The 24,700-nt window shown below is 61.6% G+C and carries 21 protein-coding genes; 17 read left to right on the top strand and 4 right to left on the bottom strand.

Annotated elements, in window-relative coordinates; translation table 11 throughout:
* The first annotated feature begins 75 nt into the window (after positions 1-75).
* Both BLW71_RS34215 and BLW71_RS34210 read left to right on the top strand, forming a co-directional pair.
* Positions 76-609, top strand: a complete 534-nt coding sequence (locus BLW71_RS34215) for a MarR family winged helix-turn-helix transcriptional regulator (RefSeq protein ID WP_091807562.1) — start codon at positions 76-78, stop codon at positions 607-609.
* Complete coding sequence (locus tag BLW71_RS34210; protein WP_091807560.1) at positions 606-1,802, top strand: MFS transporter; 1,197 nt, start codon at positions 606-608, stop codon at positions 1,800-1,802. Before BLW71_RS34215 ends, BLW71_RS34210 begins: the two co-directional genes overlap by 4 nt.
* Before the next feature lie 37 nt (positions 1,803-1,839).
* Here BLW71_RS34210 and speB read toward each other — a convergent pair whose 3' ends face one another.
* The 3 genes from speB to BLW71_RS34195 all read right to left on the bottom strand — a co-directional run bounded on the left by speB (position 1,840) and on the right by BLW71_RS34195 (position 5,091).
* Positions 1,840-2,808, bottom strand: a complete 969-nt coding sequence (gene speB, locus BLW71_RS34205; RefSeq protein WP_091807558.1) for an agmatinase — start codon at positions 2,806-2,808, stop codon at positions 1,840-1,842.
* Positions 2,809-2,943: 135 nt separating this feature from the next.
* Positions 2,944-4,437 carry an aldehyde dehydrogenase gene (locus tag BLW71_RS34200; RefSeq protein ID WP_091807556.1) on the bottom strand — a complete coding sequence of 498 codons (1,494 nt, stop codon included), beginning with the start codon at positions 4,435-4,437 and terminating at the stop codon, positions 2,944-2,946.
* 102 nt (positions 4,438-4,539) lie between these two features.
* A complete protein-coding gene (locus BLW71_RS34195) occupies positions 4,540-5,091 on the bottom strand; it encodes a cupin domain-containing protein (protein ID WP_091807554.1) in 552 nt (183 codons plus the stop codon).
* A 433-nt stretch (positions 5,092-5,524) separates the two neighbouring features.
* Here BLW71_RS34195 and BLW71_RS42995 point away from each other — a divergent pair, with 433 nt between their 5' ends.
* From BLW71_RS42995 to BLW71_RS34125, 14 genes are all read left to right on the top strand, one after another.
* A complete protein-coding gene (locus tag BLW71_RS42995; RefSeq protein ID WP_171983793.1) occupies positions 5,525-5,746 on the top strand; it encodes a hypothetical protein in 222 nt (73 codons plus the stop codon).
* 304 nt (positions 5,747-6,050) lie between these two features.
* Complete coding sequence (locus tag BLW71_RS34185) at positions 6,051-6,845, top strand: gamma-glutamyl-gamma-aminobutyrate hydrolase family protein (protein WP_091807553.1); 795 nt, start codon at positions 6,051-6,053, stop codon at positions 6,843-6,845.
* 32 nt (positions 6,846-6,877) lie between these two features.
* On the top strand, positions 6,878-8,212 hold the full coding sequence (locus tag BLW71_RS34180; RefSeq protein WP_091807551.1) for a glutamine synthetase family protein: 1,335 nt from the start codon (positions 6,878-6,880) through the stop codon (positions 8,210-8,212).
* 26 nt (positions 8,213-8,238) lie between these two features.
* Positions 8,239-9,678 carry an aspartate aminotransferase family protein gene (locus BLW71_RS34175; RefSeq protein ID WP_091807548.1) on the top strand — a complete coding sequence of 480 codons (1,440 nt, stop codon included), beginning with the start codon at positions 8,239-8,241 and terminating at the stop codon, positions 9,676-9,678.
* Positions 9,679-9,751: 73 nt separating this feature from the next.
* On the top strand, positions 9,752-10,873 hold the full coding sequence (locus BLW71_RS34170) for a polyamine ABC transporter substrate-binding protein (RefSeq protein ID WP_091807545.1): 1,122 nt from the start codon (positions 9,752-9,754) through the stop codon (positions 10,871-10,873).
* 210 nt (positions 10,874-11,083) lie between these two features.
* Complete coding sequence (locus tag BLW71_RS34165; RefSeq protein WP_091807543.1) at positions 11,084-12,247, top strand: ABC transporter ATP-binding protein; 1,164 nt, start codon at positions 11,084-11,086, stop codon at positions 12,245-12,247.
* The gene (locus tag BLW71_RS34160) at positions 12,244-13,215 is read left to right on the top strand and encodes an ABC transporter permease subunit (RefSeq protein ID WP_091807541.1); all 972 of its coding nucleotides are present in this window, start codon (positions 12,244-12,246) and stop codon (positions 13,213-13,215) included. The genes BLW71_RS34165 and BLW71_RS34160 overlap by 4 nt, the downstream gene beginning before the upstream one ends.
* Positions 13,212-14,123 carry an ABC transporter permease subunit gene (locus BLW71_RS34155; protein WP_091807539.1) on the top strand — a complete coding sequence of 304 codons (912 nt, stop codon included), beginning with the start codon at positions 13,212-13,214 and terminating at the stop codon, positions 14,121-14,123. The genes BLW71_RS34160 and BLW71_RS34155 overlap by 4 nt, the downstream gene beginning before the upstream one ends.
* Positions 14,124-14,161: 38 nt before the next feature.
* On the top strand, positions 14,162-15,730 hold the full coding sequence (locus tag BLW71_RS34150; RefSeq protein ID WP_091807537.1) for a DUF3138 family protein: 1,569 nt from the start codon (positions 14,162-14,164) through the stop codon (positions 15,728-15,730).
* A gap of 71 nt (positions 15,731-15,801) precedes the next feature.
* Positions 15,802-17,094 (top strand): NAD(P)/FAD-dependent oxidoreductase, encoded by a 1,293-nt coding sequence (locus tag BLW71_RS34145; RefSeq protein WP_091807535.1) that lies wholly within the window; start codon positions 15,802-15,804, stop codon positions 17,092-17,094.
* Positions 17,094-18,416 (top strand): NAD(P)/FAD-dependent oxidoreductase, encoded by a 1,323-nt coding sequence (locus BLW71_RS34140; RefSeq protein WP_091807534.1) that lies wholly within the window; start codon positions 17,094-17,096, stop codon positions 18,414-18,416. The genes BLW71_RS34145 and BLW71_RS34140 overlap by 1 nt, the downstream gene beginning before the upstream one ends.
* A gap of 353 nt (positions 18,417-18,769) precedes the next feature.
* Complete coding sequence (locus BLW71_RS34135; RefSeq protein ID WP_091807531.1) at positions 18,770-19,459, top strand: DUF969 domain-containing protein; 690 nt, start codon at positions 18,770-18,772, stop codon at positions 19,457-19,459.
* Positions 19,459-20,409: a DUF979 domain-containing protein gene (locus tag BLW71_RS34130; RefSeq protein WP_091807529.1), complete on the top strand. Its 951-nt coding sequence runs from the start codon at positions 19,459-19,461 to the stop codon at positions 20,407-20,409. The genes BLW71_RS34135 and BLW71_RS34130 overlap by 1 nt, the downstream gene beginning before the upstream one ends.
* A gap of 10 nt (positions 20,410-20,419) precedes the next feature.
* Positions 20,420-21,430, top strand: coding sequence for a DUF2891 domain-containing protein (locus tag BLW71_RS34125; RefSeq protein ID WP_091807527.1), 1,011 nt, complete (start codon positions 20,420-20,422; stop codon positions 21,428-21,430).
* A 194-nt stretch (positions 21,431-21,624) separates the two neighbouring features.
* On the opposite strand, the gene BLW71_RS34120 is transcribed toward BLW71_RS34125, so the two are convergent.
* Positions 21,625-22,050, bottom strand: a complete 426-nt coding sequence (locus BLW71_RS34120) for a PRC-barrel domain-containing protein (protein ID WP_091807525.1) — start codon at positions 22,048-22,050, stop codon at positions 21,625-21,627.
* A 239-nt stretch (positions 22,051-22,289) separates the two neighbouring features.
* Between BLW71_RS34120 and BLW71_RS34115 the strand changes: the two genes are divergently transcribed.
* Entirely contained in the window at positions 22,290-24,665 is a 2,376-nt protein-coding gene (locus tag BLW71_RS34115) for a DNA polymerase II (protein WP_091809217.1), read from the top strand.
* Positions 24,666-24,700 lie beyond the last annotated feature (35 nt).

Here is a 24,700-nt window from a genome sequence, read left to right as displayed (position 1 = left end):
CGAAAAACCGCTTGCGCTTCACACCCAATGTGTGCACCATGCATATATGCACGTTGCACACATTGAGGTGTTGCCATGACGCAGCGCACAGAAAATCTGCTGGGCGTGCTAGCCCTGCTGATCACCGACGAAATGAACGCGCAGCCCGCCGTGGAGGCGCTCGCCGGCCCCACCGCCCGCGCCATGCTCAACGCGGTCGGCCAATATCCCGATTCATCCATTGAAGTGCTGCGCGAAGCAGTCGACCTGTCGCATCCGGCCGCCGTGCGCGCCGTGGCGGGACTGGTCGAGGCGGGTCTCGTCGAGAAAAGAACGGGCTCGGACAAACGCGCTGTTGCACTGGCCTTGACCGTGGCCGGCAAACGCGAAGCCAAACGTCTGCAAACGGCGCGCGACAGGATGCTGCAACGCGTTGTCGGACGGCTCGACGGCAGCGAGCGCGAAGTGCTGGAAAGCCTGCTGATCAAGATCTTGTGGCACGAGACGCGCGATCCGGCGCATGCCATGCAGTTGTGCCGCCTCTGCGACGACGGCCCATGCCTGAAAGCCGGCTGTCCGGTCGAATGCCGCGAACAGGGCCTGCCTATGCCAGAGCGGGGCCATTCATGAAAGCCGCCGCACCGGTGCGCTGGCCGGCCATCGCGGCATTGACCGCGGTATCGGCCCTGGCGCAGGTCGGCCAGTTCGGCATCGGCTTCATGGTGTTGCCAGTGTGGCTCGCCCACCGCGGGCTGGATGCGCCGCGCGCCGGTCTCTTTTCCGCCGCGCAATGGACCGGCATGCTGGCCGGCTTGCTGATCGCGCCGTGGCTGGTGGCGCGCATTGGCGCAAAAAGCACGGTGTCGCTGGGCCTGCTGGCCACGCTCGTGGCGTTCGCGGCCATGGGCGCTTTGTCGTGGCCGCTTTGGCTAATTCCCGGACTGCTCACGGGACTGGGCATCGGCTTGCGCTGGATCGCCAACGAGACCTGGCTCTATAGTCTGGTCCCCGCTGAATCGAGCGGCCGCGTGGTGGGCGTGCATGAAGCGCTGATCGCCACGGCGGGCGTTATCGGCCCTGCGCTTGCGGTGTGGTGCGATGTCGATGGGCGCATGACGTTCGCGGCCGGTGCGGCCTTCACGTTCGCGGCGGCGCTGCCGCTGTGGTCGACCGCATCGGATGAGAAGCGGCCCGCTCTGGACACCGCGCGGCCCGTGCGTAAAACAAGCGATGAACGGCGCTTGCCGATCGGCGCGCTCGTGAGCCTCGGCATGGTGGTCGTCGCGGCGGGCGGTATCGGCGACGGCGCGCTGTACGGCCTCTTCCCACTATTCGCCGACGCGCACGGCCTCAGCGCCACGCAAACCGCCACGTTGCTCACGCTGTTCGGCGTGGGCGGCATGGCGCTGCAATTTCCGGTCGGCTGGCTGGCCGATCGCGCGGGGCTCGCCGCCACGGTGATCGTCTGCGCCGCGCTCAGCACGCTGGCCATCTGCGGATTCGCGTTGAACGCGCCCGCCTCGTGGCTCGCGGCCGCGAGCGCACTGTTGCTCGGCGGCATGAACAGTTCGTTCATCACACTCGGCATGTACGCGGCGGCTTGCAGCGACAAGGCCGCGCTCACGCGCAACATGCGGCTGGTGTCGCTCACCTTTACGGCGAGTTCGATCGTTGGGCCGCTTGCCGCGGGCTTCGCCATGAAAGCGCGTGGCAGCGACATGTTGATGTGGCAACTGGCGCTCATGAGCGGCGCATTGGTGATCTATACGCTCGGATTGCGCGAAGGCCGGCGCCAGCCCGAGCGCTCGTCGTCGTTGGGCTGAGCCGGTTCGCGCAGATAGAAACGGATGGTGAGCGCGCCTAAGCCTCGCGATGCGCAACCTTGCGCTGACGCCACAGGCACAACAGATCGCAGGCGATATGCGCGGCGGCAATCGCCGTGATCTCGCCGTGGTCGTATGCGGGCGCGACTTCCACGACATCCGCGCCGACCAGATTCAACGCGCCCAACGCGCGCACGATCGCCAGCCCCTGCGCCGACGACAAACCACCCGCCACGGGTGTGCCCGTGCCCGGTGCGAAAGCCGGATCGAGACAATCGATATCGAAAGTCAAATAAGCGGGACGCTCACCCACAATCGACGTGATCCGCTCCACCGCTGCCCGCGTGCCATGCTCGTGCACCCAGGCGGCGTCGAGAATATTGATGCCCATAAAATCGTCGTTCCATGTGCGAATGCCGATTTGCACCGAAGTCTTCGGATCGATCAGACCGTCTTTCACCGCTTTGTAGAACATCGAGCCGTGGTTCAGGCTGTCGGGACTGTCATCGGCCCAGGTATCGCAATGGGCGTCGAAATGAATCAGCGAAAGCGGCTTGCCGTACTTTTCCGCATGCGCGATCAACAACGGATAGGTGATGTAGTGATCGCCGCCGAGCGTCAACATCTTCGCGTCCGAGCGCAGAATCGCGCGCGCATGCTCGACGATGGACGCGTTGATGGTGAGCGGATTGTGGGCGTCGAACCAGCAATCGCCATAGTCGGTCACGGCGAGGTCATCGAACGGATTGAAACCCCACGGATACGGATGCAACTCCGACAACTGCACACTGGCCGCGCGCACCGCGGCGGGGCCAAGACGCGCGCCCGAACGGAACGTAGTGGCCAGATCGAGCGGCACGCCGGAAACAACCACGTCGACACCGTCGAGTTCACGCGTGTACTTGCGGCGCATGAACGACAGCACGCCCGCATAGGTGTTTTCGATCGACGAGCCATAAAGCGACGTGCGGCGGATCGCGCCGTCGCCATAGACGAGTTCAGTCATGGATGACCTGATACCTGTAGACAGTCCAGCGTTGCGCGTGAAGTTCCTGGGTGGCACGCGCAACGCCGGCATCGGATTCATTGGGAACGCGACGGCGCGCCTCATGCACGCCGCCGCGCTGGCTTCGCGAATCCTTTAGCGCAGCCGCACCAGCGTGGACTTCAGCTCGGTGTATTTTTCCAGCGCGTGCAGCGACTTGTCGCGGCCGTTGCCGGATTGCTTGTAGCCGCCGAACGGGAAGTTCATGTCCCCGCCTTCGTCGTAGCAATTGACCCATACCGTGCCGGCGCGGAGCTTGCGCGACATTTCGTGCGCGGTGGTCAGGTTCGAGGTCCAGACAGCGGCGGCGAGACCGTATTCGCTGTCGTTAGCGATCCTGATCGCCTCTTCAACGGTATCGAACGTGATCACCGACAACACCGGCCCGAAGATCTCCTCCCGCGCAACCTTCGCACCTGAAGCCGGAATCTCGAAGATGGTCGGCTCGATATAGAAGCCGCCCGTTTCTTCTTTCACGCGCGCGCCGCCCAGCAGCAGCTTTGCTTCTGAACGGCCTGCCTCGATATAGCCGAGCACGCGTTCGAGCTGCACCTTGTCGACGATCGCGCCCATCGACGTCTTCGGGTCGAGCGGGTTGCCCGGCGTATAGCTGCGCGCCGCGGCGATCAACTTGTCGAGAAACGCATCTTTGATGTCGCGGTGAACGAGCAGGCGCGAACCCGCCGTGCACATTTCACCCATGTTGTAGAAGATCGCACCGGCCGCCGCGTTCGCCGCTCGGTCCATATCCGGGCAATCCGGCATCACGATGTTCGGCGACTTGCCGCCGAGTTCGAGCCACACGCGTTTCAGGTTCGACTGGCCGGCGTACTGCATGATCAGCTTGCCGACGTTGGTCGAGCCGGTAAACGCAAGGCAGTCCACGTCCTGATGCAGCGCCAGCAGCTTGCCTGGCTCGCCCGCGCCCGGCACGACGTTGAACACGCCAGCGGGAATGCCTGCCTCCAGTGCGAGCTGCGCGAGGCGGATCGCGGTGAGCGGCGACTTTTCCGAAGGCTTGAGCACGACGCTATTGCCCGCGGCCAGAGCCGGGCCGAATTTCCACGACGCCATCAGGATCGGGAAATTCCACGGCACCACTGCCGCCACCACGCCGATCGGCTCGCGCGTGACCAGTCCCACCAGATGATGATCGGCCGGCGCGACTTCGCCGCCGACCTTGTCGATGGCTTCGGCAAACCACTCGACGCAATATGCCGCCCCCGGCACGTCCACGCTGGTGGTGTCGGCGATCGGCTTGCCGGCGTCGAGCGTTTCGAGCAGCGCGAGCTCGTCCATGTGCTCGCGGATCGACGCGGCCCAGCGCAACAGAACCGCTTTGCGCTGACGCGGGTTGAGGCCCGACCACACACCGGAATCGAAGGCACGGCGCGCGGCTGCAACGGCGGCGTCGACGTCTGCCGCGCCACTGTCGGCGACCTTGGCGAGCAGCTTGCCGTCGATCGGGCTCAGGCAGTCGAACGTGCGGCCGCCGTCGGCGTCACGGTATTCGCCGTCGATAAACGCCCGGCCCTCAATAGTCAGCGTAGCGGCTTTGTCTTGCCAGAAAGCGAGAGATTTCTTGTCCATCAGGATGCCTCAATGTTATGCGCTCGACGCAAAGCTGCATCGACTTCATGCGGCACTGAACTGCGGCGCTGAGTTGTGTCGAGGCGCGTTGGCGCGGAGTCTTCAGAAGGTGGGCGGCGAATTGGCCGACACGATCTCGCAGAGATGCTCCGCGCTGGGATTGCGAAAACGGTGCGGAAGACGGCTTTCGAAGTAGTAGCTGTCACCGGGGTCGAGCAGCCATGTGATGCCGTCCACCGTCAGTTCGATCTGACCGCTGACCACCACCCCGCCCTCGTGCCCCTCATGCTCCAGCATTTCCGGACCGGTGTCCGACAACGGCTGATAGACCTCGCGCAAAATCCCCATGTTGCGGTCTTTCACGCTCGACCCCGCGAGATAGAACTCGATCGACTCATTGCCGAGGTTCGGCATATCCGCCCGGCGCGACACGACCGAACGCTCCACCTCGACTTCGAAGGTGAAGAATTCGGCGAGGCTCATGGGAATGCATTCGAGCAGTTTCTTCAACGAGCCGACCGACGGGCTCACGCGATTCTGTTCGATCAGCGAGATGGTGCCGTTCGTCACTCCCGCCCGTTTCGCCAGTTCACGCTGTGACAAGCCGTGCTTCTTGCGGATGTATTGCAGACGGGTGGCTACTTCTATGGACATCGCTAGGTTCTCTGACATGGAAGACGATCGGGCACTGAGTGACGACATGACTCGGGCAACGAAGTGGCCCTGCGAGTGTTGAATATTCTAATCACTTTAATCGTTGCGCCGCTGGGGAAAACCCTGAAAGGATTCCGAAATGTGTTTCTCGCAACGAACGTTCCCACACGGCGGGATTCTAGCCGGACCCTCGGGAAAGCCCTGATAAATGTTTTATCAAAAAGCATTTGACGGCTTTATTGGCTCGTATATGCTGATTCACAGGCGATCGTCATACCGGCGTCCGGAAGCACCAAAGTGTGTTTTTGCGGCGCAGCGAACCCGGTTCGCATCGGTTCGAGGCGATCATCCCAGCGTCCTGTTTCTTTAAACGCCCCGTGCGGATTTCGAGCAGGCCGTTCAATACTTTCAACGTCGCTAGTCGAGTGTAATCGTGAGAGTCCGAGGCCCTTTGGTGAGATGGAATCGTAGTCAGGCGAGTTGTCCTCGCGCTGACGGCGCCATCGCCGACGGCAGCAACGGCAGCCTTGCGTTCCGCCGCTTTCTGTCCGTCTTCACGATCCTGTCCCGCCGTTCAGTTCGACGTCACAACTCCATCTCCGCGCGCGCCTTCATTGCCGTTCGCACGGACGAAGTCGCCTCGCTGCTGCCGTAGCGCCTCTCTCCTTTTCGCTGTTCGATTCATCCGTTTGCGTGAGCGCGCTCCTTCGAGCCGTGCGTTCCTGCATGTGCGGTGCCGTCTGCCGCCCGCGCGTTTCATGCACATCGGCTCAGTTGCGCACCGCAGCGGATCGAATCGAACAGCCCATCTGATAACCACGCGCGGCGCGTTTCCATTGACGACGACCGCCCGCACCATCCGGTGGCCTCGCGCTCGGCGCACGGCTGCGGAATCGTGCCGCGCAGTGTTTAACGTTGTTCATGCCGCGTCCCGCGGGGAACACACACGTCTATTCGTTATGCGAAACAAACCCCTCGTCGGCATCAGCGCCGACAGAACGATGATGGGAGTCCACCCGTCGCACGTGGTCGGCGAGAAATATATCGCCGCGATCGTGGACGGTTCACAGGCGCTGGCCATGCTGCTACCGGCGCTCGGCGAGCGTCAGTCCGCCGCGGACGTGCTGGCGACAGTCGACGGTCTGCTGTTTACCGGCAGCTATTCGAATGTCGAACCGCACCGCTACGGCGGCCGGCCCAGCACGCCGGGCACGCTGCACGACGCAGCACGCGACGCGACGACGTTGCCGCTCATGCGTGCGGCGATCGAAGCTGGTGTGCCGGTACTGGCCGTATGCCGGGGCTTCCAGGAAATGAACGTGGTTTTTGGCGGGACGTTGCATCAAAGCGTTCACGCGGTGGACGGCCTGAACGACCATCGCGAGAACAAGGAAGACGACCTCGACGTGCAATACGCACCGTCGCATTCGATCACGCTGACGCAGGGCGGCTTGTTGCAGCGTCTCGCGGGCGGCACGAATGAAGCGCGTGTGAATTCATTGCATGGTCAGGGCGTCGAGCGGCTGGGCGTGGGCCTCATGGCCGAAGCCACCGCGCCGGACGGCCTGATTGAAGCGGTAAGCGTGAAAGATGCGCGTGCCTTCGCGCTGGGTGTGCAGTGGCACCCGGAGTGGAAGCATGCCACCGACGCGCTTTCCACCGCGATCTTTCGGGCGTTCGGCGACGCCTGCCGCGATCGAATGCGCACCAAGGCCGGCTATGGCGCGGCATCCGCCGCTGCCACGCACGCCTGAGCCGGTCGCGCACCAAAACAGAGAGAATAATCATGCATGACATCGACGAATTTCTGAAGAAGAACCGTGTCACCGAAATCGAAGCGATCATTCCGGATATGGCCGGGATCGCGCGCGGCAAGATCATTCCGCGCAGCAAGTTCGAGTCCGGCGAGTCCATGCGCTTGCCGCAGGCGGTGATGATCCAGACCGTCACAGGGGACTATCCGGAAGACGGCACGCTCACCGGCGTCACCGATCCGGATATGGTTTGCGTGCCCGACCCCAGCACCATCCGCATGATTCCGTGGGCCGTCGATCCGACTGCCCAGGTGATTCACGATTGCGTTCACTTCGACGGCACGCCGGTCGCGATCTCGCCGCGCCGCGTACTGCGCCGTGTGCTAGAACTCTACAAAGCCAAAGGCTGGAAGCCGGTCATCGCGCCCGAGCTGGAGTTCTACCTGGTCGACATGAACAAGGATCCGGACCTGCCGCTGCAACCGCCTATCGGCCGTACCGGCCGCCCGGAAACCGGCCGTCAGGCGTATTCGATCGAAGCGGTCAACGAATTCGATCCGCTTTTCGAAGACATCTACGAGTACTGCGAGGTGCAGGAACTGGAAGTCGACACGCTGATTCACGAAGTCGGCGCCGCGCAGATGGAAATCAACTTCATGCACGGCGATCCGCTCAAGCTCGCCGACAGCGTATTCCTGTTCAAGCGCACGGTGCGTGAAGCCGCACTGCGCCACAAGATGTACGCGACGTTCATGGCCAAGCCGATGGAAGGCGAACCGGGCTCGGCAATGCACATGCATCAAAGTCTCGTCGACGAAGAGACCGGCCACAATCTCTTCACCGGTGCCGACGGCAAGCCGACCTCGCTGTTCACGAGCTATATCGCCGGTTTGCAGAAGTACACGCCCGCGCTGATGCCCATTTTCGCGCCGTATATCAACTCGTATCGTCGTCTGTCGCGCTTCATGGCGGCGCCGATCAACGTGGCATGGGGCTACGACAATCGCACAGTGGGTTTCCGGATTCCGCATTCGGGGCCGGCCGCGCGCCGCATCGAAAACCGCATTCCGGGCGTGGACTGCAACCCGTATCTCGCGATTGCAGCGACGCTCGCCGCCGGCTATCTCGGCATGACGCAGAACCTCGAAGCCACCGAGCCGCTGCTCAGCGACGGTTATGAATTGCCGTACCAGTTGCCGCGCAATCTCGAAGAGGGTCTGACGTTGATGGGCGCCTGCGAACCGATCGCCGAAGTACTCGGCGAAAAATTCGTCAAAGCGTACCTCGCCCTGAAAGAAACCGAATACGAAGCGTTCTTCCGCGTGATCAGTTCGTGGGAACGCCGGCATTTGCTGCTGCACGTGTAAGGCAAACGCAAAAAATTGGAGGCAGTATGAGCTACAGAACAGAAGAAGTCGCTTACGTGCAACCGGCGCAGCCCGCCGCGAACGCACAAGCCGCGCAACAGCAACGCACCACCGCCGAATATCGCGCGCTCGACGCCGCGCACCACATTCACCCGTTTTCGGATATGGGTGCGCTCAATCGCACCGGCAGCCGCGTGATCGTCAAGGCGCAAGGCGTGTACTTGTGGGACTCGGACGGCAACAAGGTGATCGACGGCATGGCTGGGCTGTGGTGTGTGAACGTCGGTTATGGCCGCAAGGAACTGGCCGACGCCGCGTACAAGCAGATGCTGGAGTTGCCCTTCTACAACACCTTCTTCAAGACGACGCACCCGCCGGTGATCGAACTGTCGGCCCTGCTCGCGGAGCTCGCGCCGGAACCGTTCAATCATTTCTTCTACTGCAACAGCGGTTCGGAAGGCAACGACACGGTGCTGCGTATCGTCCACCATTACTGGGCGACGCAAGGCAAGCATTCGAAGAAATTCGTCATCTCGCGCAAGAACGGTTATCACGGGTCGACGATCGCGGGCGGCACGCTCGGCGGCATGGGCTATATGCACGAACAGATGCCCTCGAAAGTCGAGAACATCGTGCATATCGACCAGCCGTACTTCTTCGGCGAAGCAGAAGGCAACCTGACGCCGGAAGAATTCGCACTGGCTCGCGCGCAGCAACTGGAAGCGAAGATTCTCGAAATCGGCGCGGACAATGTAGCCGCTTTCATTGGTGAGCCTTTCCAGGGAGCGGGCGGCGTGATCTTCCCGGCATCGACCTACTGGCCGGAAATCCAGCGCATCTGCCGCAAGTACGACATTCTGCTCGTCGCCGATGAAGTGATCGGCGGTTTCGGCCGCACCGGCGAATGGTTCGCGCATCAGCACTTCGGTTTCGAGCCGGATCTGATCACGACGGCAAAGGGCTTGACGAGCGGCTACGTGCCGATGGGCGCGGTCGGCCTGCATGACCGCGTTGCGAAGGCGATCATCGAAAACGGCGACTTCAACCATGGTCTCACGTACTCGGGTCATCCGGTCGCCGCCGCCGTCGCGGTCGCGAACCTCAAGCTGTTGCGCGACGAGAAGATCGTCGAGCGCGTCAAGACCGACACAGGTCCGTACTTTCAACAGAAGCTGCGCGACACGTTCGCCAACCATCCGATCATCGGCGAAATCTCCGGTGCGGGTCTGGTGGCCGGCCTGCAACTCGCAGAAGACCCGAAAGCACGCAAGCGTTTCACCAATGGCGGTGATGTCGGCACGATCTGCCGCGACTTCTGCTTCAACGGCAATCTGATCATGCGCGCCACCGGCGACCGCATGCTGCTGTCGCCACCGCTGGTCATCAACAAGCTCGAAATCGACGAAATCGTCTCGAAGGCCAAAAAAGCCATCGACGCAACGGCACAACAACTCGGCATTTCGTAACGGCAGTCCGTTCCGGCATGGGCACACCCACACATCACGCTCATGCCGGTTCTTCACATCAAGGGAAAAAACCATGAGCGTTAGTCATCTTCGTCATGCGGTCGCGGGGGCCGCGCTTCTCGCCTTCACCGGTTTTGCGGCGCTGTCGGTGACGCCGGCCCTTGCGGCCGACACGGAACTGAATGTGTATAACTGGTCGGACTACATCGCGAAGGACACGATTCCGAACTTCGAAAAGCAGGACGGCATCAAGGTCAAATACGACAACTACGATAGCGACGACACCCTGCAGGCCAAGCTGCTCGCGGGCAGTTCCGGCTACGACATCGTGGTGCCGACGTCGAACTACATGGCCAAGCAGATTCAGGCCGGCGTGTACCAGAAGCTCGACAAGTCGAAGTTGCCGAACCTCGCCAATCTCGACCCCGTGCTGATGAAGATGATTGCCGACGCGGACCCGGGCAACCAGTACGGCGTGCCTTGGGCATACGGTACGGACGGCATCGGTTACAACGTGCAGGCCGTGCAGAAAGCGCTCGGCGCCAATGCGCCGGTGGATAGCTGGGCCCTCGTGTTCGATCCGGCCAATATTTCCAAGCTGAAGGGCTGCGGTGTGTCAATTCTCGACCAGGCCGTCGATGTCTTCGCCGCCACGCTGCAATACATGCACAAGGATCCGAACAGCACGAATCCCGCCGACTATCAGGCCGCATTCGAAGTGCTGAAGAAGATTCGCCCGTATATCACCCAATTCAACTCGTCGGGCTACATCAACGACCTCGCCAACAACGACGTGTGCGTGGTGCTGGGCTGGTCTGGCGACGTCGGCATCGCCAGCCGCCGTACCGAAGAAGCCAAGCGTTCGTACCAGATCAAGTTCTCGAACGTGAAGGAAGGCGGTCTGCTGTGGTTCGACGTGATGGTGATCCCGAAAGACGCGCCGCATCCTGAAGCCGCGTTGAAATGGATCAACTACATCTCGGACCCGAAGGTCAACGCCGCGATCACCAATGAAGTGTTCTATCCGACCGCGAACAAGGCCGCGCGCCAGTTCGTAACGCCGGCTGTCGCACAGGACAAGACCGTTTATCCGGGCGATGAAGTGTTGAGCAAGATGACGCTGATGAAGCCGATGCCGACCGACATTCTGCGCCTTGAAAACCGTCTTTGGGCACAGCTCAAAACCGGCCACTAATCAGGCGACGATATCAAGCATAGATCCCGCGCTCAGGGATCGCTCGAACCCTGAGCGCATGAATAGCAGTAACCGTAGTCAGCCTGCGCGATTTTAGTGTCCCACCTGCGCGCAGTCCCATGTTTTCCGATCGCAGCGCACGTTGCGAGACGCTTCCCGCGCCTCGTATGGAGACACTTGCGCCCGCGATCCGCAAGGAATGGTTACATCATGAACTCGACGACCTTAAATAGCGCCGCCGGCGCCACCCAGATGGCCCGCCCCGCAGCGACGGCAAAATCGAAATCGGACGAATTCGTTCGCATCGAAAATGTCGTGAAGAAATTCGGCGACAGCACCGCTGTCGACAATGTCAACCTGAGCATCGCCAAGAACGAGTTGTTCGCGCTGCTCGGCAGCTCCGGCTGCGGCAAGTCCACGCTCCTGCGCATGCTCGCGGGGCTCGAGACGGTCACGTCCGGGCGCATTTTCGTCGACGGCGAAGATCTCGCCGCGATGCCGCCGTACAAGCGCCCGGTCAACATGATGTTCCAGTCGTACGCCCTCTTCCCGCACATGAGCGTCGAGGCGAACATCGCCTTCGGTCTGAAGCAGGAAGGCACGCCGAAAAACGAAATCAGGGAACGCGTGGCCGATGCGCTCAATCTCGTGCAGATGAGCAAGTACGCGCAACGCAAGCCGCATCAACTGTCAGGCGGCCAGCAGCAGCGTGTGGCGCTCGCCCGTTCGCTCGTGAAGCGCCCCAAGCTGCTGCTGCTCGACGAGCCGATGTCGGCGCTCGATAAAAAGATCCGCCAGAAGACCCAGCTCGAACTCGTGAACATTATCGAAAAGGTCGACGTGACCTGCGTGATGGTCACGCACGATCAGGAAGAAGCGATGACCATGGCCGGACGCCTTGCCGTGATGAGCGAAGGCCGCATCGTGCAGATCGGCTCGCCGAGCCAGGTTTACGAGTTTCCGAATAGCCGCTTCTCCGCCGAATTCATCGGCTCGACCAACCTGTTCGAAGGCACGGTGGTCGCGGATGAACCGGACCACATCTTTGTGGAAAGCGAAGACCTCGAATCACGCATTTACGTGAGCCACGGCATTACCGGGCCGCTCGGCATGCCGGTCGGCATCTCCGTGCGTCCGGAACGCATCAAGGTCTCGCTCGACAAACCGTCGACGCCGCACAACTGGGCGCGCGGCGTAGTCTCGGACGTCGCGTACATGGGCAGCTATTCGCTGTATCACGTGCGTCTGCCGAGCGGCAAGACCGTCGTGTCGAATCTCTCCAGCTCGCATCTGATGGCCGAAGGTGCGCCCTCCTATAACGACGACGTGTTCGTCTACTGGTCGCCGGCTAGCGGCGTGGTGCTGACGCAATGAGCAATCCCACTACCTCTCCCGCGGCGCTCGGCGCGCCGTCCGGCAGCCGTTTGCTCGGCTCGCTGAAAAAACGCCTGTCGACGCTTGCGCCGTCGGGCCGCACGACCGTGATCGGCGTGCCGTTCCTCTGGCTCACGGTGTTCTTCGCGTTGCCGTTCGTGCTGGTGCTGAAGATCAGTTTCGCCGATCTGCGTCTGGGCATTCCGCCTTACACGGATCTCGTGACGGTCAAGGACGGCATGGTGCATTTCGCCATGCAGCTCAGTCACTACGCGTTCCTGCTGCAAGACGATCTGTATGTCGCCACGTATATCAGCTCGCTGAAGATGGCCGCGGTCTCGACCTTCTTCTGCCTGCTGATCGGTTATCCGATTGCGTACTACATCGCCCGCTCTGAACCGACCAAGCGCAACCTGCTGATGATGGGCGTGATGCTGCCGTTCTGGACCTCGTTCCTGATTCGCGTCTACGCATGGATCGGCATTCTGAAAGACGACGGCCTGCTCAATCACACGCTAATGGCGATCGGCATGATTCATTCGCCGTTGCGCCTCTACCACACGGATATTGGCGTTTATATCGGCATGGTCTATTCGTACCTGCCCTTCATGGTGATGCCGCTGTATGCGCACCTTGTGAAGATGGATTTGACGCTGCTCGAAGCGGCCTACGACCTCGGTTGCAAGCCATGGACGGCCTTCACGCGCATCACCTTGCCGCTGTCGAAGAACGGCATTATCGCCGGCAGTCTGCTGGTGTTCATTCCGGCGGTCGGCGAATACGTGATTCCGGAACTGCTCGGTGGCGCCGACACGCTGATGATCGGCCGCGTGATGTGGGATGAATTCTTCAACGATATGGACTGGCCGATGGCATCCGCCGTCACGGTCGCCATGGTGCTACTGCTGCTCGTGCCGATGGCCGTGTTCCAGTACTACCAGGTCAAGGAACTGGAGGGCGCGAAATGATCAAGCCTAATAAGACGCTGTCCAATAGCGTACTGACTTTCGGATTTCTGTTTCTTTACATTCCGATCATCAGCCTGGTGGTGTATTCGTTCAACGAATCGAAGCTCGTCACGGTGTGGTCCGGCTTCTCGCTCAAATGGTACGGCGCGCTGTTGCACGACGGCGAACTGCTGAATGCCGCATGGCTTTCGCTGAAGATCGGTCTGTTGACCGCGTGCGCTTCCGTTGTGATCGGCACATGGGCCGGTTTCGTGCTCGCGCGCTTCGGACGCTTTCGCGGCTTCACGCTGTTCGCCGGCATGATCAACGCGCCGCTCGTGATTCCGGAAGTGATTCAGGGTATCTCGCTGCTGTTGCTGTTCGTCGCGCTCGAACAGATGCTCGGTTGGCCGAAGGGCCGCGGGCTCTTCACGATCTGGATCGGCCACGTCATGCTGTGCGTGTCGTATGTGGCGATCATCGTGCAATCGCGTGTGAAAGAGCTCAACAAGTCGCTCGAAGAAGCCGCGCTCGACCTCGGCGCCACGCCTTTCAAGGTGTTCTTCCTGATTACCCTGCCGCTCATCTCGCAGGCGCTGATGTCGGGCTGGCTGCTGTCGTTCACGCTTTCTTTCGACGACCTCGTGCTCTCCGCGTTCCTGTCCGGCCCCGGTTCGACCACGCTGCCGCTCGTCGTGTTCTCGCGTGTTCGTCTCGGCCTGAATCCGGAAATGAATGCGCTTGCCACGATCTTTATCACCACCGTGACAATCGGCGTGATTGCCGTGAACCGCTGGATGCAGTTGCGCGAGCGCAAACGCCACCGCGACATGCAAATGGCTTTCGCCCTCGCCGAAGCCGCCGATCCCTTGCCCTCCGCTCCACAACAAGCCGCCGTACGGAATTCGCTCGATACGGCACGTGCATAAGCAGTGATTTTGCAGTACGACCAATAAGGAGAATTTGAATGAGAAAGAAACTCATCTGTCTGTTGGTGGCGGGGAGTCTGCCTGGCATTGCCATGGCGGATGCCACCAGCGACCAGATCAAGGCGCTGCAGGCCCAACTGAATGCACTGCAAAAGGAGGTCAAACAGTTGCGCGCTGAAGTCGCCACCAAACCGAAGGCAGCCACGGCGGCGACCGCGGCCCCTGCTCCGGCGGTGGTGGCCGCGCCGGTGGATATCTCGTCGCCGGATTACGGCAAGGCTCAGGCGACGCTCACCAACGACGACGTGACGGCGATGAAGCAACAGATCGCCAACCAGCAGTTGAAGGTCGATTCGCTCGAAGACGCCGCGCAGACCGGGCCGATCGCCGGTCTGTCGGTGACGGGCTATATCGACCCGACCTATATCTATAACCGTGCGCAGAGCAGTTCGGCGTTCCTGTTCGCCAACCACGAAAGCAGCTACAACTACTTCAACAGCACGTTCGGCGATCTATACCTCGACATCAAGAAGACCTTCGGTGTCGGCCCGATGGCGCCGTCGGCGGAAATCACGTTGATGCCGAATCGCGGCAACGGCATTACGCTGCTGCAGAACTCGCACGGCGATATCGGCAACAACATCCTGAATACCGCAGTGGTCAACGTGCCGCTGACGGCGAGCACGACACTCGTGGCCGGTTTGATTCCGAGCTTCGGCGGCTATGAAGTGCAGCAGTCGAATCAGATGCTCACGCTCACGCACAACCTGCTGTACGACTTCTCGGATCCGGGCAGCTACGTCGGGATCGGCGCGAATTACACGGCGGGCAACTGGGCATGGAAGTTCTTCCTCGGCAACGAGCAGTACCGCACGTATGGCGCGACGACGCAGATCGGCACCAACGCGCTGGGCGATCCGATCACGACCAGCAACAAGATCCCGACTTTCACCGCGCGTACCGACTACACGTGGTCGAGCGCGCTGGATATCGGCGGGTCGTTCAATATCGGGCGTCAGACCTTGCCTAGCTCGATCGACGATACCGGCGCGGTCCACTACGGCGTAGGCGGCCAGGCGCCGAGTTCGGGCGGCACGTTCTTCTTCACCGAAGCCGACCTGACCTACACGCTCGCCGACGTGCAGTACAACGCCGAGATCGACTACGGTCAGCAGCAAAACGCCGCGTACAACGGCGGCCAGGCACAATGGTATGGCCTCTCGCTGCTCGCACACCGCAAGTTCAATCTGCCGGTGGTGGGCCGCATGGGCGCGACCGTGCGCTATGACCTGCTGGTCGACAGCAAGAACGGCGGCGGCGGCGGTGGCATCGCGTTGAACGGCAACGGCATGGACACGGCTAACGGCTTCGGTATCGGCGCGGACTGTCTCGCCAATTCGCAGGCGAACGGCGGCCTTGGCTTCGAATGCAAGGGCGCGACCCGCCAGGATGTTTCGCTCGACCTGCTGTTCTATCCGACCCAGCAGATCACGGTCAAGGTGGAATACCGCCACGACTGGGCCAACAAACAGGTGTTCCTGAAGAACGACGGTTCGTATGGCAAGTCCAACGACCTGCTCGCGACACAGTTCATCTACTCGTTCTAATCCGACCTGCCGGCGCGTGGCCTTGCTGCAGGAACGGCCACGCGCACAGGCACTTTGCGCATGCTCTGCCTATGCTCCGATTCTCGAACCAGCCTCACGTCGCCTCGTATTACGCTGCCACTGCCAACGACACCACCCGCCATCCCGCACTCGAAGAAACGATCAACGTCGATGTTTGCGTGATCGGCGCCGGCCTCACCGGCATCTCCACTGCGTTGAATCTCGCCGAGCGCGGCCATTCGGTCGCGGTGCTCGAAGCATCGAAAGTCGGATGGGCGGCGAGCGGCCGCAATGGTGGCCAGTTGATCGGCGGCTTTGCGTGCGATATCGATACGTTCGCGAAGTACATGCCCGCGGACGACGTGAAGCGCGTTTGGGACATGGGGATCGAAACCCTCGACATCGTCAAGGAACGGGTGGCGAAGCATCGAATCGATTGCGATCTGACCATTGGCTATCTGACCGCCGCCAATAAACCGCGCGACACCGATGCGTTGCAGAAATGGCGCGACGAAGCGCAGCGGCGCTTCGGCTACGAACGCTTCAGTTATGTCGACGCCGACGGCGTGGGCAACTATGTTCAGTCGCAACGCTACCTCGGCGGCCTGTTCGACGCGGATAGCGGCCATCTGCATCCTTTGAATTACACGTTGGGTCTGGCGCGCGCGGCACGCGAGGCCGGCGTGAAGATTTACGAAGACAGTTGCGTCACGGCCTTGCGTGAAGAAAACGGCCGACATGTCGCGCAAACCGAGCGCGGCGAAGTGCGGGCGCGCTTCGTCGTGCTCGCCTGCAATACCTATCTCGGCAAACTCGCGCCGGAGGTGGCCAGCAAGATCATGCCGGTCGGCACTTACGTAATCGCCACCGAACCGCTCGACCCCGATCGCGCCGAAGCGCTGATGCCCGCCAAAGCCGCCGTATGCGACAGCCGCTTCGTACTCGACTACTTCCGGCCCGCGCCCGATAACCGCTTGCTGTGGGGCGGCAAGGTGAGCTATTCGACGTTCGCGCCGCGTAACCTCGGCGAAGCGATGCGCCGCGATATGCTCAAAACCTTCCCGCAACTCGACGATGTCAAAATCGACTATGCGTGGGGTGGTTTCGTCGACATCACCATGAATCGCGCGCCGCATTTCGGCCGGCTTTCGCCCACCATCTATTTCGCGCAGGGCTTCTCGGGGCACGGCGTGAATACTACCGGCCTCGCGGGTAAGCTGATCGCCGAAGCGATCGACGGTCAGGCGTCGCGCTTCGATCTGTTCGGCAAGATTCGTCACCGCGACTTTCCTGGCGGCGCTACACTGCGCACCCCTGCCCTCGTACTCGCCATGGCCTGGTATCGAATGAAGGACCTGCTTTGATGAATGCCCCGACGCCCGGCTTCAACACACTCGACCTGCGCGCCGACGCGCTGATCGCCAACTCCTATTACGAAGCGAGCGCCACCCGCCCGCTGACCGACGACCCCACGCTCGACGGCACGCTCGAAGCCGACGTGTGCGTGATCGGCGCGGGCTTCTCCGGTTTATCGGTAGCGCTGGAGTGTCGCGCGCGCGGCCTGTCGGTGGTCGTGCTCGATGCGCACCGTCCCGGCTGGGGCGCGTCGGGCCGCAACGGCGGGCAGACGCTGGTGGGTTTCGCGAAAGACGAGATCATTGAGCGCCAACTCGGTCTGGAAGGCGCGCGCGCCGCGTGGGCGATGTCGGTGGAAGGCGTGGCGCTCGTGCGCGAGCGCATCGAGCGCTACGGCATCGACTGCGATTTCACGTCCGGCTATCTGACTGTCGCAACCAAACCGAAACGCGTGCCCGATCTGCGTTCGTGGATGGAGTCGGCTTCGCAACGCTGGGGTTATACGAAACTCTCGTGGCTCGATACCGACGAAGTCCGTTCGCGGGTCGCGTCGCGACGCTATCTGGCCGGTGTGTACGATCCGTTCTCCGGCCATCTGCATCCGCTCAAGTACTGTCTCGGTCTCGCCGATGCGGCGCGCCGCGAAGGCGCGCAATTGTTCGCGCATTCGCCGGTCATCGAGGTCGTGCGTGGCGCGCGTCCGGTCGTGCACACCGCTCGCGGCGAAGTGCGCTGCCGCTTCGTCGCGGCATGTGGCAACGCCACGCTCGGCAACGTGCTGCCTGCGCCGATCGCCGCGCGCATCGCACCGATCGCGTCGTATATCGTCGCCACTGAATCGCTCGGCAAGGAGCGCGCGGATGCATTGATCAAAGGACACGAGGCGATTTGCGACAACAACTTCTTTCTCGACTATTTCCGTTTGTCGGCGGACCATCGCGTGCTGTTCGGCGGACGGGCGAGTTCGACTGGAGCGTCGCCCGTGCAACTCGGTGAAGAGATTCGCCAACGCATGATCGCCGTGTTCCCGCAACTCGCCGATGTGAGAATCGACTATGCGTGGGGCGGTTTTGTCGATGTGACGCGCAATCGCGCGCCCGATTTCGGCTCGATCGATCCGAATTACTTTTACGTGCAGGGGTTTTCCGGGCACGGCGTCGCGTTGACCGGCATTGCCGGGCGCGCGGTGGCCCAGGCAATGGCGGGTGAGACCGCTGCCTTCGATCTGTTCGCGCAGTTGCGCCATGCGCGCTTTCCAGGCGGCCCGGCGTTGCGCGGGCCTGCGCTCGAACTCGGGATGATGTATCACCGGATTCTCGAGCTGTTCTAGTCGTCGTCACTTCTTGAAACGGCACAGCGCAAGCGCCGCTGTGCCGTCTTAGCCGTCTTTGCGGTATTCGCGCTTTCGGTACCCATGGCGCGCCACGTTCGCGGCGCGTGACGCCAGATCCGCCTCTCTCGCTCCCTCTGCCCGAACACCCACCCTCCTCCAGGCGTTTACCCGAATCACGCAATTCGTCGACTATTTATCGATAAATTATCGTGTTAGATTTCTTCGCCCACGAGCCATTGCAACCCGGCGCAACCTGTCAGCGCTTGCGTGCAACCGCCCTCGCCAGCACCAGGCAACGCCTCCAGCAGCACACAACAACGACACACCAGCGAAGTAGCAAGGAGAACAGCATGTGGGTTTTAATCGGCGTGCCGATCGTCGTACTCGGCTTCGCATTGCGCTTCAATGCGCTATTGGTCGTGACGATCGCGGGGATCGCTACGGGCGTCGCCGGCGGCTTGCAGCCGGTCGAGATCGTCAGCGCATTCGGTAAGGCATTCGCGGATAACCGCTATATGGGTCTGATCTGGCTGACGCTGCCGGTCATCGCACTATTGGAGCGCAACGGTCTGAAAGAGCAGGCCAAACACCTGATTTCACGTCTGCACGCCGCCACCACCGGCCGCGTGCTGATGCTGTACTTCGTGATCCGACAGATCACCGCCGCACTCGGTCTGACGTCACTGGGTGGGCACGCGCAGATGGTGCGTCCGCTCATCGCGCCGATGGCCGAGGCCGCCGCCGCGAACCGCTACGGCGACTTACCCGATGCGGTACGCCAGCAGATCCGCGCGAATGCATCGGCGGTGGACAACATCGCCGTGTTTTTCGGCGAAGACATTTTCATTGCGATCCAGTCCATCCTGCTGATCAAGGGCTTCCTCGAACAGAACGGCATCTCGGTCGAACCGCTGCAAGTGTCAGTTTGGGCGATTCCCACGGCCGTGGCGGCACTCGTGATTCATGTCGTGCGCCTGATCCTGCTGGACCGTAATCTCTCGCACAAGATGACCGCGTACGGCCGAGGTATCGCGCGATGATGATCAAACTCGAATCGCTCTACGTGCTGGCCGGTTTGATGTTCGCCGCGTTCGCCCTCTTCAATCTGCAAGACCGTTCGAATCCGCGCCGCATTGCCAATTTTCTGTTCTGGGGAATCTACGCGCTCACGTTCATGTTCGGCGCAGAACTGCCGCACTTCGTAACAGGCTGCCTCGCCATCGCACTCGCCGTGATCGCCGGCTCCGGCAAGCTCGGCAAAGGCAAAACGGACAACAGCACCGAAGCCGCCGCCGCGCGCCGCGAGGCGAATGCGCAACGCTTCGGCAACAAGCTGTTCATTCCGGCGCTGCTGATTCCGTTCATCACGTTGCTCGGCACTTTGACGCTGAAACACGCGCCGTTCGTCGAAGCGAAGAACGTCACGCTGATTTCGCTCGTATTGGGCACGCTGGTCGCGTTCGGCGCGGCGCTCTTCATGTTGCGCGACTCGCCGGTGCACGCATTGAAAGACGCGCGGCACACCATGGATACCGTCGGCTGGGCCGCCATTCTGCCGCAGATGCTGGCGGCCCTCGGCGCGCTGTTCGCCGTCGCGGGCGTGGGCCACGTGGTGTCGGATCTGGTGAAAACGTGGATTCCGCTCGACTCCGCGTTCGCGGTGGTGGCGGCTTACACATTCGGCATGGCAATCTTCACGATGATCATGGGCAACGCATTCGCCGCGTTTCCCGTCATGACGGCAGGTATCGGCTTGCCACTGATCGTGCATCAATTCCACGGCAACCCCGCCATTCTGGGTGCGATCGGCATGCTGTGCGGCTTTTGCGGCACTTTGATGACCCCAATGGCGGCCAACTTCAATATCGTGCCGGCAGCGCTGCTGGAGCTGAAAGATCAGAACGGCGTGATCAAGGCGCAGTGGCCGACCGCTTTGCTATTGTTGATCGTCAACACCATACTGTTATATCTGTTCGTATTCCGCTTTTGAGGAGGCGCCAATGACTACCCAACTCACTCGCGAATTCGCATCGAAATTCGCCAATCTCGCACTCGCCCACCTCACGCGCGAATACCCGAACAAGCTGACGCACTCCCTCGCCGGACCGCAGGACGTGCAAGGTCCGCGCGCGCTGCATCCGATTTTTTACGGCAGCTACGACTGGCATTCGTGCGTGCACGGCTACTGGTTGATTCTGCATCTGCTCGAACGCTTTCCCGATCTGCCGGAAGCGGCGCGCATCGTCGCCGTGGTCGACGAACATTTCACCGCGGAGAACGTGGCCGGTGAAATGGCCTATCTCGATCTGCCGCACAACCGTGGTTTCGAGCGGCCTTATGGTTGGGCATGGTTGCTCGCGCTCAGCGCGCAGCTCGAATCGCTGAAGCTCTCGGAGGCCGCGCGCTGGTCGAAAACTTTTGCGCCGCTTACCAGGGTGTTTGTCGAACGCTTCGAGGAGTTTTTGCCGAAAGCGACCTACCCGCTGCGCGTGGGCACGCACTTCAACATGGCCTTCGCATTGGCGTTGACACTGGACTTCGCGCGGCAAACGTCGCGTGAATCGCTGGAAGCACTGGTGGTGAATACCGCGGAACGCTGGTTTGTCGACGACGTAGCATGTCAGGCATGGGAGCCCGCTGGCGACGAATTCCTCTCGCCTTCGCTCATGGAAGCGGAGCTCATGCGCCGCGTGTTGCCGCCCGCGCAATTCGTCGACTGGTTCGGCCGCTTTCTGCCGAACCTCGGCGTGAAAAAACCCGCCACACTGTTCGAGCCTGTCACCGTGACGGATCGCAGCGACGGCAAGATCGCTCACCTCGACGGTCTGAATCTGAGCCGCGCATGGTGCCAACGCTCGCTGGCGCGCGCATTGCCGGCAGGCGATATTCGCCGTACGGTCCTGTTCGATGCCGCCGAGCGCCACCTGCAAAGCGCGCTGCCGCATGTGGCCGGCGACTATATGGGCGAGCATTGGCTCGGCACGTTCGCGACGCTCGCGCTGGAGGCTTGATTTAAGGCCTGATTCAAGGCCTCGAATCCAATTGCCACTAGCGGCCTCGTCCGCTGAAAAAACGAAAGCGGCGCTGTATGCGCGAAACGGTTTCTCTCATCAACCGTTTCGCGCTGCGAGCGCCGCTTTTTCATGATCGAATACACGCGAGCCGCTTCTTACGGCTCAGCCGGCGAACACGCCGGCTTTCTGCATTACTGGCCCGTCAGCTTTTTCGGCTTCGGCGGCGCTTGAACCTTGTTGTACTGGAACGCGGGAGTTGCCTTCAACGCGTCTTTGGTGGCACCGGCCAGATAGAAATTGCCCTGACGGATATCGAGCGCCGCGATGGGCACCGCAACGTCGTGCGACGCCACGCCGAGGAACCCGCCGGCGGAGACGATTGCAGCGGACAGCGAGCCATCCGGCGCCACCACCAGATCACGAACCGTACCGATCTTCTCGTTCTGGTCGTTGTACACCGTTTTTCCGAGAATGCTCTTCTTCACACTCCAGCCGCTCAGCAGCGCATTCGACTGCTCGACGGTGATGCTCAGCGGCTGCGTGCCGGCGACTTGCGCGTGCGCACTCAGACTGGTTGCAGCTACTGCGACCACAACAACAAGTTTACCCAAAGTCATATCGTTCACTCCGTATTTAAAGACTTGACTGGCACATGGGCTGTGCCAGAAGGAATCGCTGCAGCACGATCATACAGATTGCGCCGCGCGGCTGCATCCAGCGTGGCGGAAGGCCACACACGGCCAACATCAGGCGGCAGGTCGAGCCTCCCCGGCAACGCTCGGGAATGACGCAACGGCTCGAAGCGCATGGCGGTAAAATCGTGCAAGGCGATCACGCCTGCTTTAGAGGTGGAAGTTTGACTGAGCTTGAACAGGGTTTCATTTTGACCCGACATTGGCGGGATACACCCGCCGGCACGGAAGTCGATTTCTGGCTGGCAACGGACAGCGGGCCCCGTCACATCCGTTTGCGTCCTCAACCTTCGGTTGCGTTCATTCCCGTTGAGCACCGCGAGCGAGCAGAAACGATCCTGCGCCGCGAGGCGCCACTCGATCTGCGTCCGCTCGATCTCCGCGACTTTCAGCATCGGCCGGTCATGGGACTTTACTGTCCGCAGTATCGGCAACTGACGGGGTTCGAAAAACGCCTGAAGCAAGGCGGCGTCGACGTCTACGAAACCGACATATTCCCGCCTGAGCGCTACATGATGGAGCGCTTCATCACCGCGCCGGTGTGGTTCGGCGGCGAGGCGCGGAGCAGCGACCATCACGGCCCGCTTCTGAACAGCGAACTCAAGCCGGCCACCGGTTATCGCCCGCCCCTGAAACTGGTTTCGCTCGACATCGAAACCAGCGCCCACGCCGAGTTGTATTCGATCGCGCTGGAAGGTTGCGGACAGCGCCAGGTGTATATGCTGGGGCCGTCCAATGGCGATGCGAGCACGCTCGACTTCGACCTCGAATACTGCGAAACCCGCGCACAGTTGCTGGAAAAACTGAATGCATGGCTGGAACGGCATGATCCCGATGCGATTATCGGATGGAATCTGGTGCAGTTCGACCTGCGTGTGCTGCAGCAGCACGCCGAACAATATCGCATACCGCTGCGGCTCGGCCGCGGTGGTGCAGTCATGGAATGGCGCGAGCACGGACTCAAACAGAACCACTTCTTCGCCGGCGCCGCGGGGCGGCTGATTATCGACGGCATCGAGGCGCTGCGCTCCGCGACGTGGAGTTTCCCTTCGTTCAGTCTCGAACATGTCGCGCGTTCCGTGCTGGGCGAAGGCAAGTCGATCGACAATCCATATCAGCGCATGGATGAAATCCAGCGCCGCTTCGACGAGGACAAACCCGCGCTCGCGCAGTACAACCTCAAGGACTGCGAGCTCGTCACACGCATCTTCGCGAAGACGGACTTGCTGCCGTTCCTGCTGGAGCGCGCGAGCGTCACCGGACTGCCGGCGGATCGCAGCGGCGGATCGGTGGCGGCGTTCACGCATCTGTACATGCCGCGCATGCATCGGCAAGGCTACGTCGCGCCCAATCTCGGCGACGTGGCCGGAGCCGCGAGCCCCGGTGGCTTCGTGATGGATTCGCGCCCCGGCCTTTACGACTCCGTGCTGGTGCTGGACTATAAGAGCCTGTATCCGTCGATTATCCGCACGTTTCTGATCGACCCGGTCGGTCTGGTGGAAGGCATGCTGAATCCCGCCGACGATCAATCCGTGCCCGGCTTTCTCGGCGCGCGCTTTTCACGCACGCGCCATTGCTTGCCGTCGATCGTTGGGCAGGTCTGGCAAGGCCGGGAAACCGCCAAACGCGAGAACAACAAGCCGCTTTCGCAGGCATTGAAGATCATCATGAACGCCTTTTACGGCGTACTGGGATCGACCGGCTGCCGCTTCTTCGATCCGCGTCTCGCCTCGTCGATCACCATGCGCGGCCACGAAATCATGCATGCCACGCGCGAACTGATTCAAGGCGAAGGCTACGAAGTCATTTATGGCGACACGGATTCGACCTTCGTCTGGCTCAAGCACGCACACAGCGAGGAAGACGCGAGCCGCATCGGCCGCGCGCTAGTCGAGCATATCAATGCATGGTGGCGGCAGAATCTGCTGCAGCGCTTCGGACTCGACAGTGCGCTCGAATTGCAATTCGAGCGGCATTACCGGCGCTTCTTCATGCCGACCATTCGCGGTGCCGAGGAAGGCAGCAAGAAGCGCTACGCAGGCCTCACGGTTTTGCCGGACGGCAGCGAGGACATCGTCTACAAAGGCCTGGAAACGGTCCGCACGGACTGGACGCCTCTCGCACAACAGTTTCAGCAGGAACTCTACCGCCGCATCTTCACACAGCAGCCGTATCAGGATTACGTGCGCGACTATGTGCGCGACACGCTCGAAGGCAAGCTCGACGATCAGCTCGTGTATCGCAAGCGTGTGCGCCGGCCGCTCGGCGAATATGAGCGCAATGTGCCGCCGCATGTGCGGGCGGCGCGGGTGGCGGACGAGTTCAATCGGCGGCAAGGGCGTCCGCTGCAATACCAGAACGGCGGCTGGATCAGCTATGTGATGACGGTGGCCGGCCCCGAACCGCTGGAAACGCTGCGCTCGGCCATCGATTACGAACACTATCTGACGCGGCAATTGCAGCCTGTAGCCGACGCGATCCTGCCGCTGCTGCGCGATGATTTCACCACCTTGATGTCAGGGCAAAGGGCGTTGTTTTAAGGCGGTGCCAGCATCGGGCGAATCGGCGATGATCG

The organism is Burkholderia sp. WP9 (genome assembly GCF_900104795.1).
Taxonomy (GTDB): domain Bacteria; phylum Pseudomonadota; class Gammaproteobacteria; order Burkholderiales; family Burkholderiaceae; genus Paraburkholderia.
This window is presented reverse-complemented; position numbering and strand designations above follow the sequence as displayed.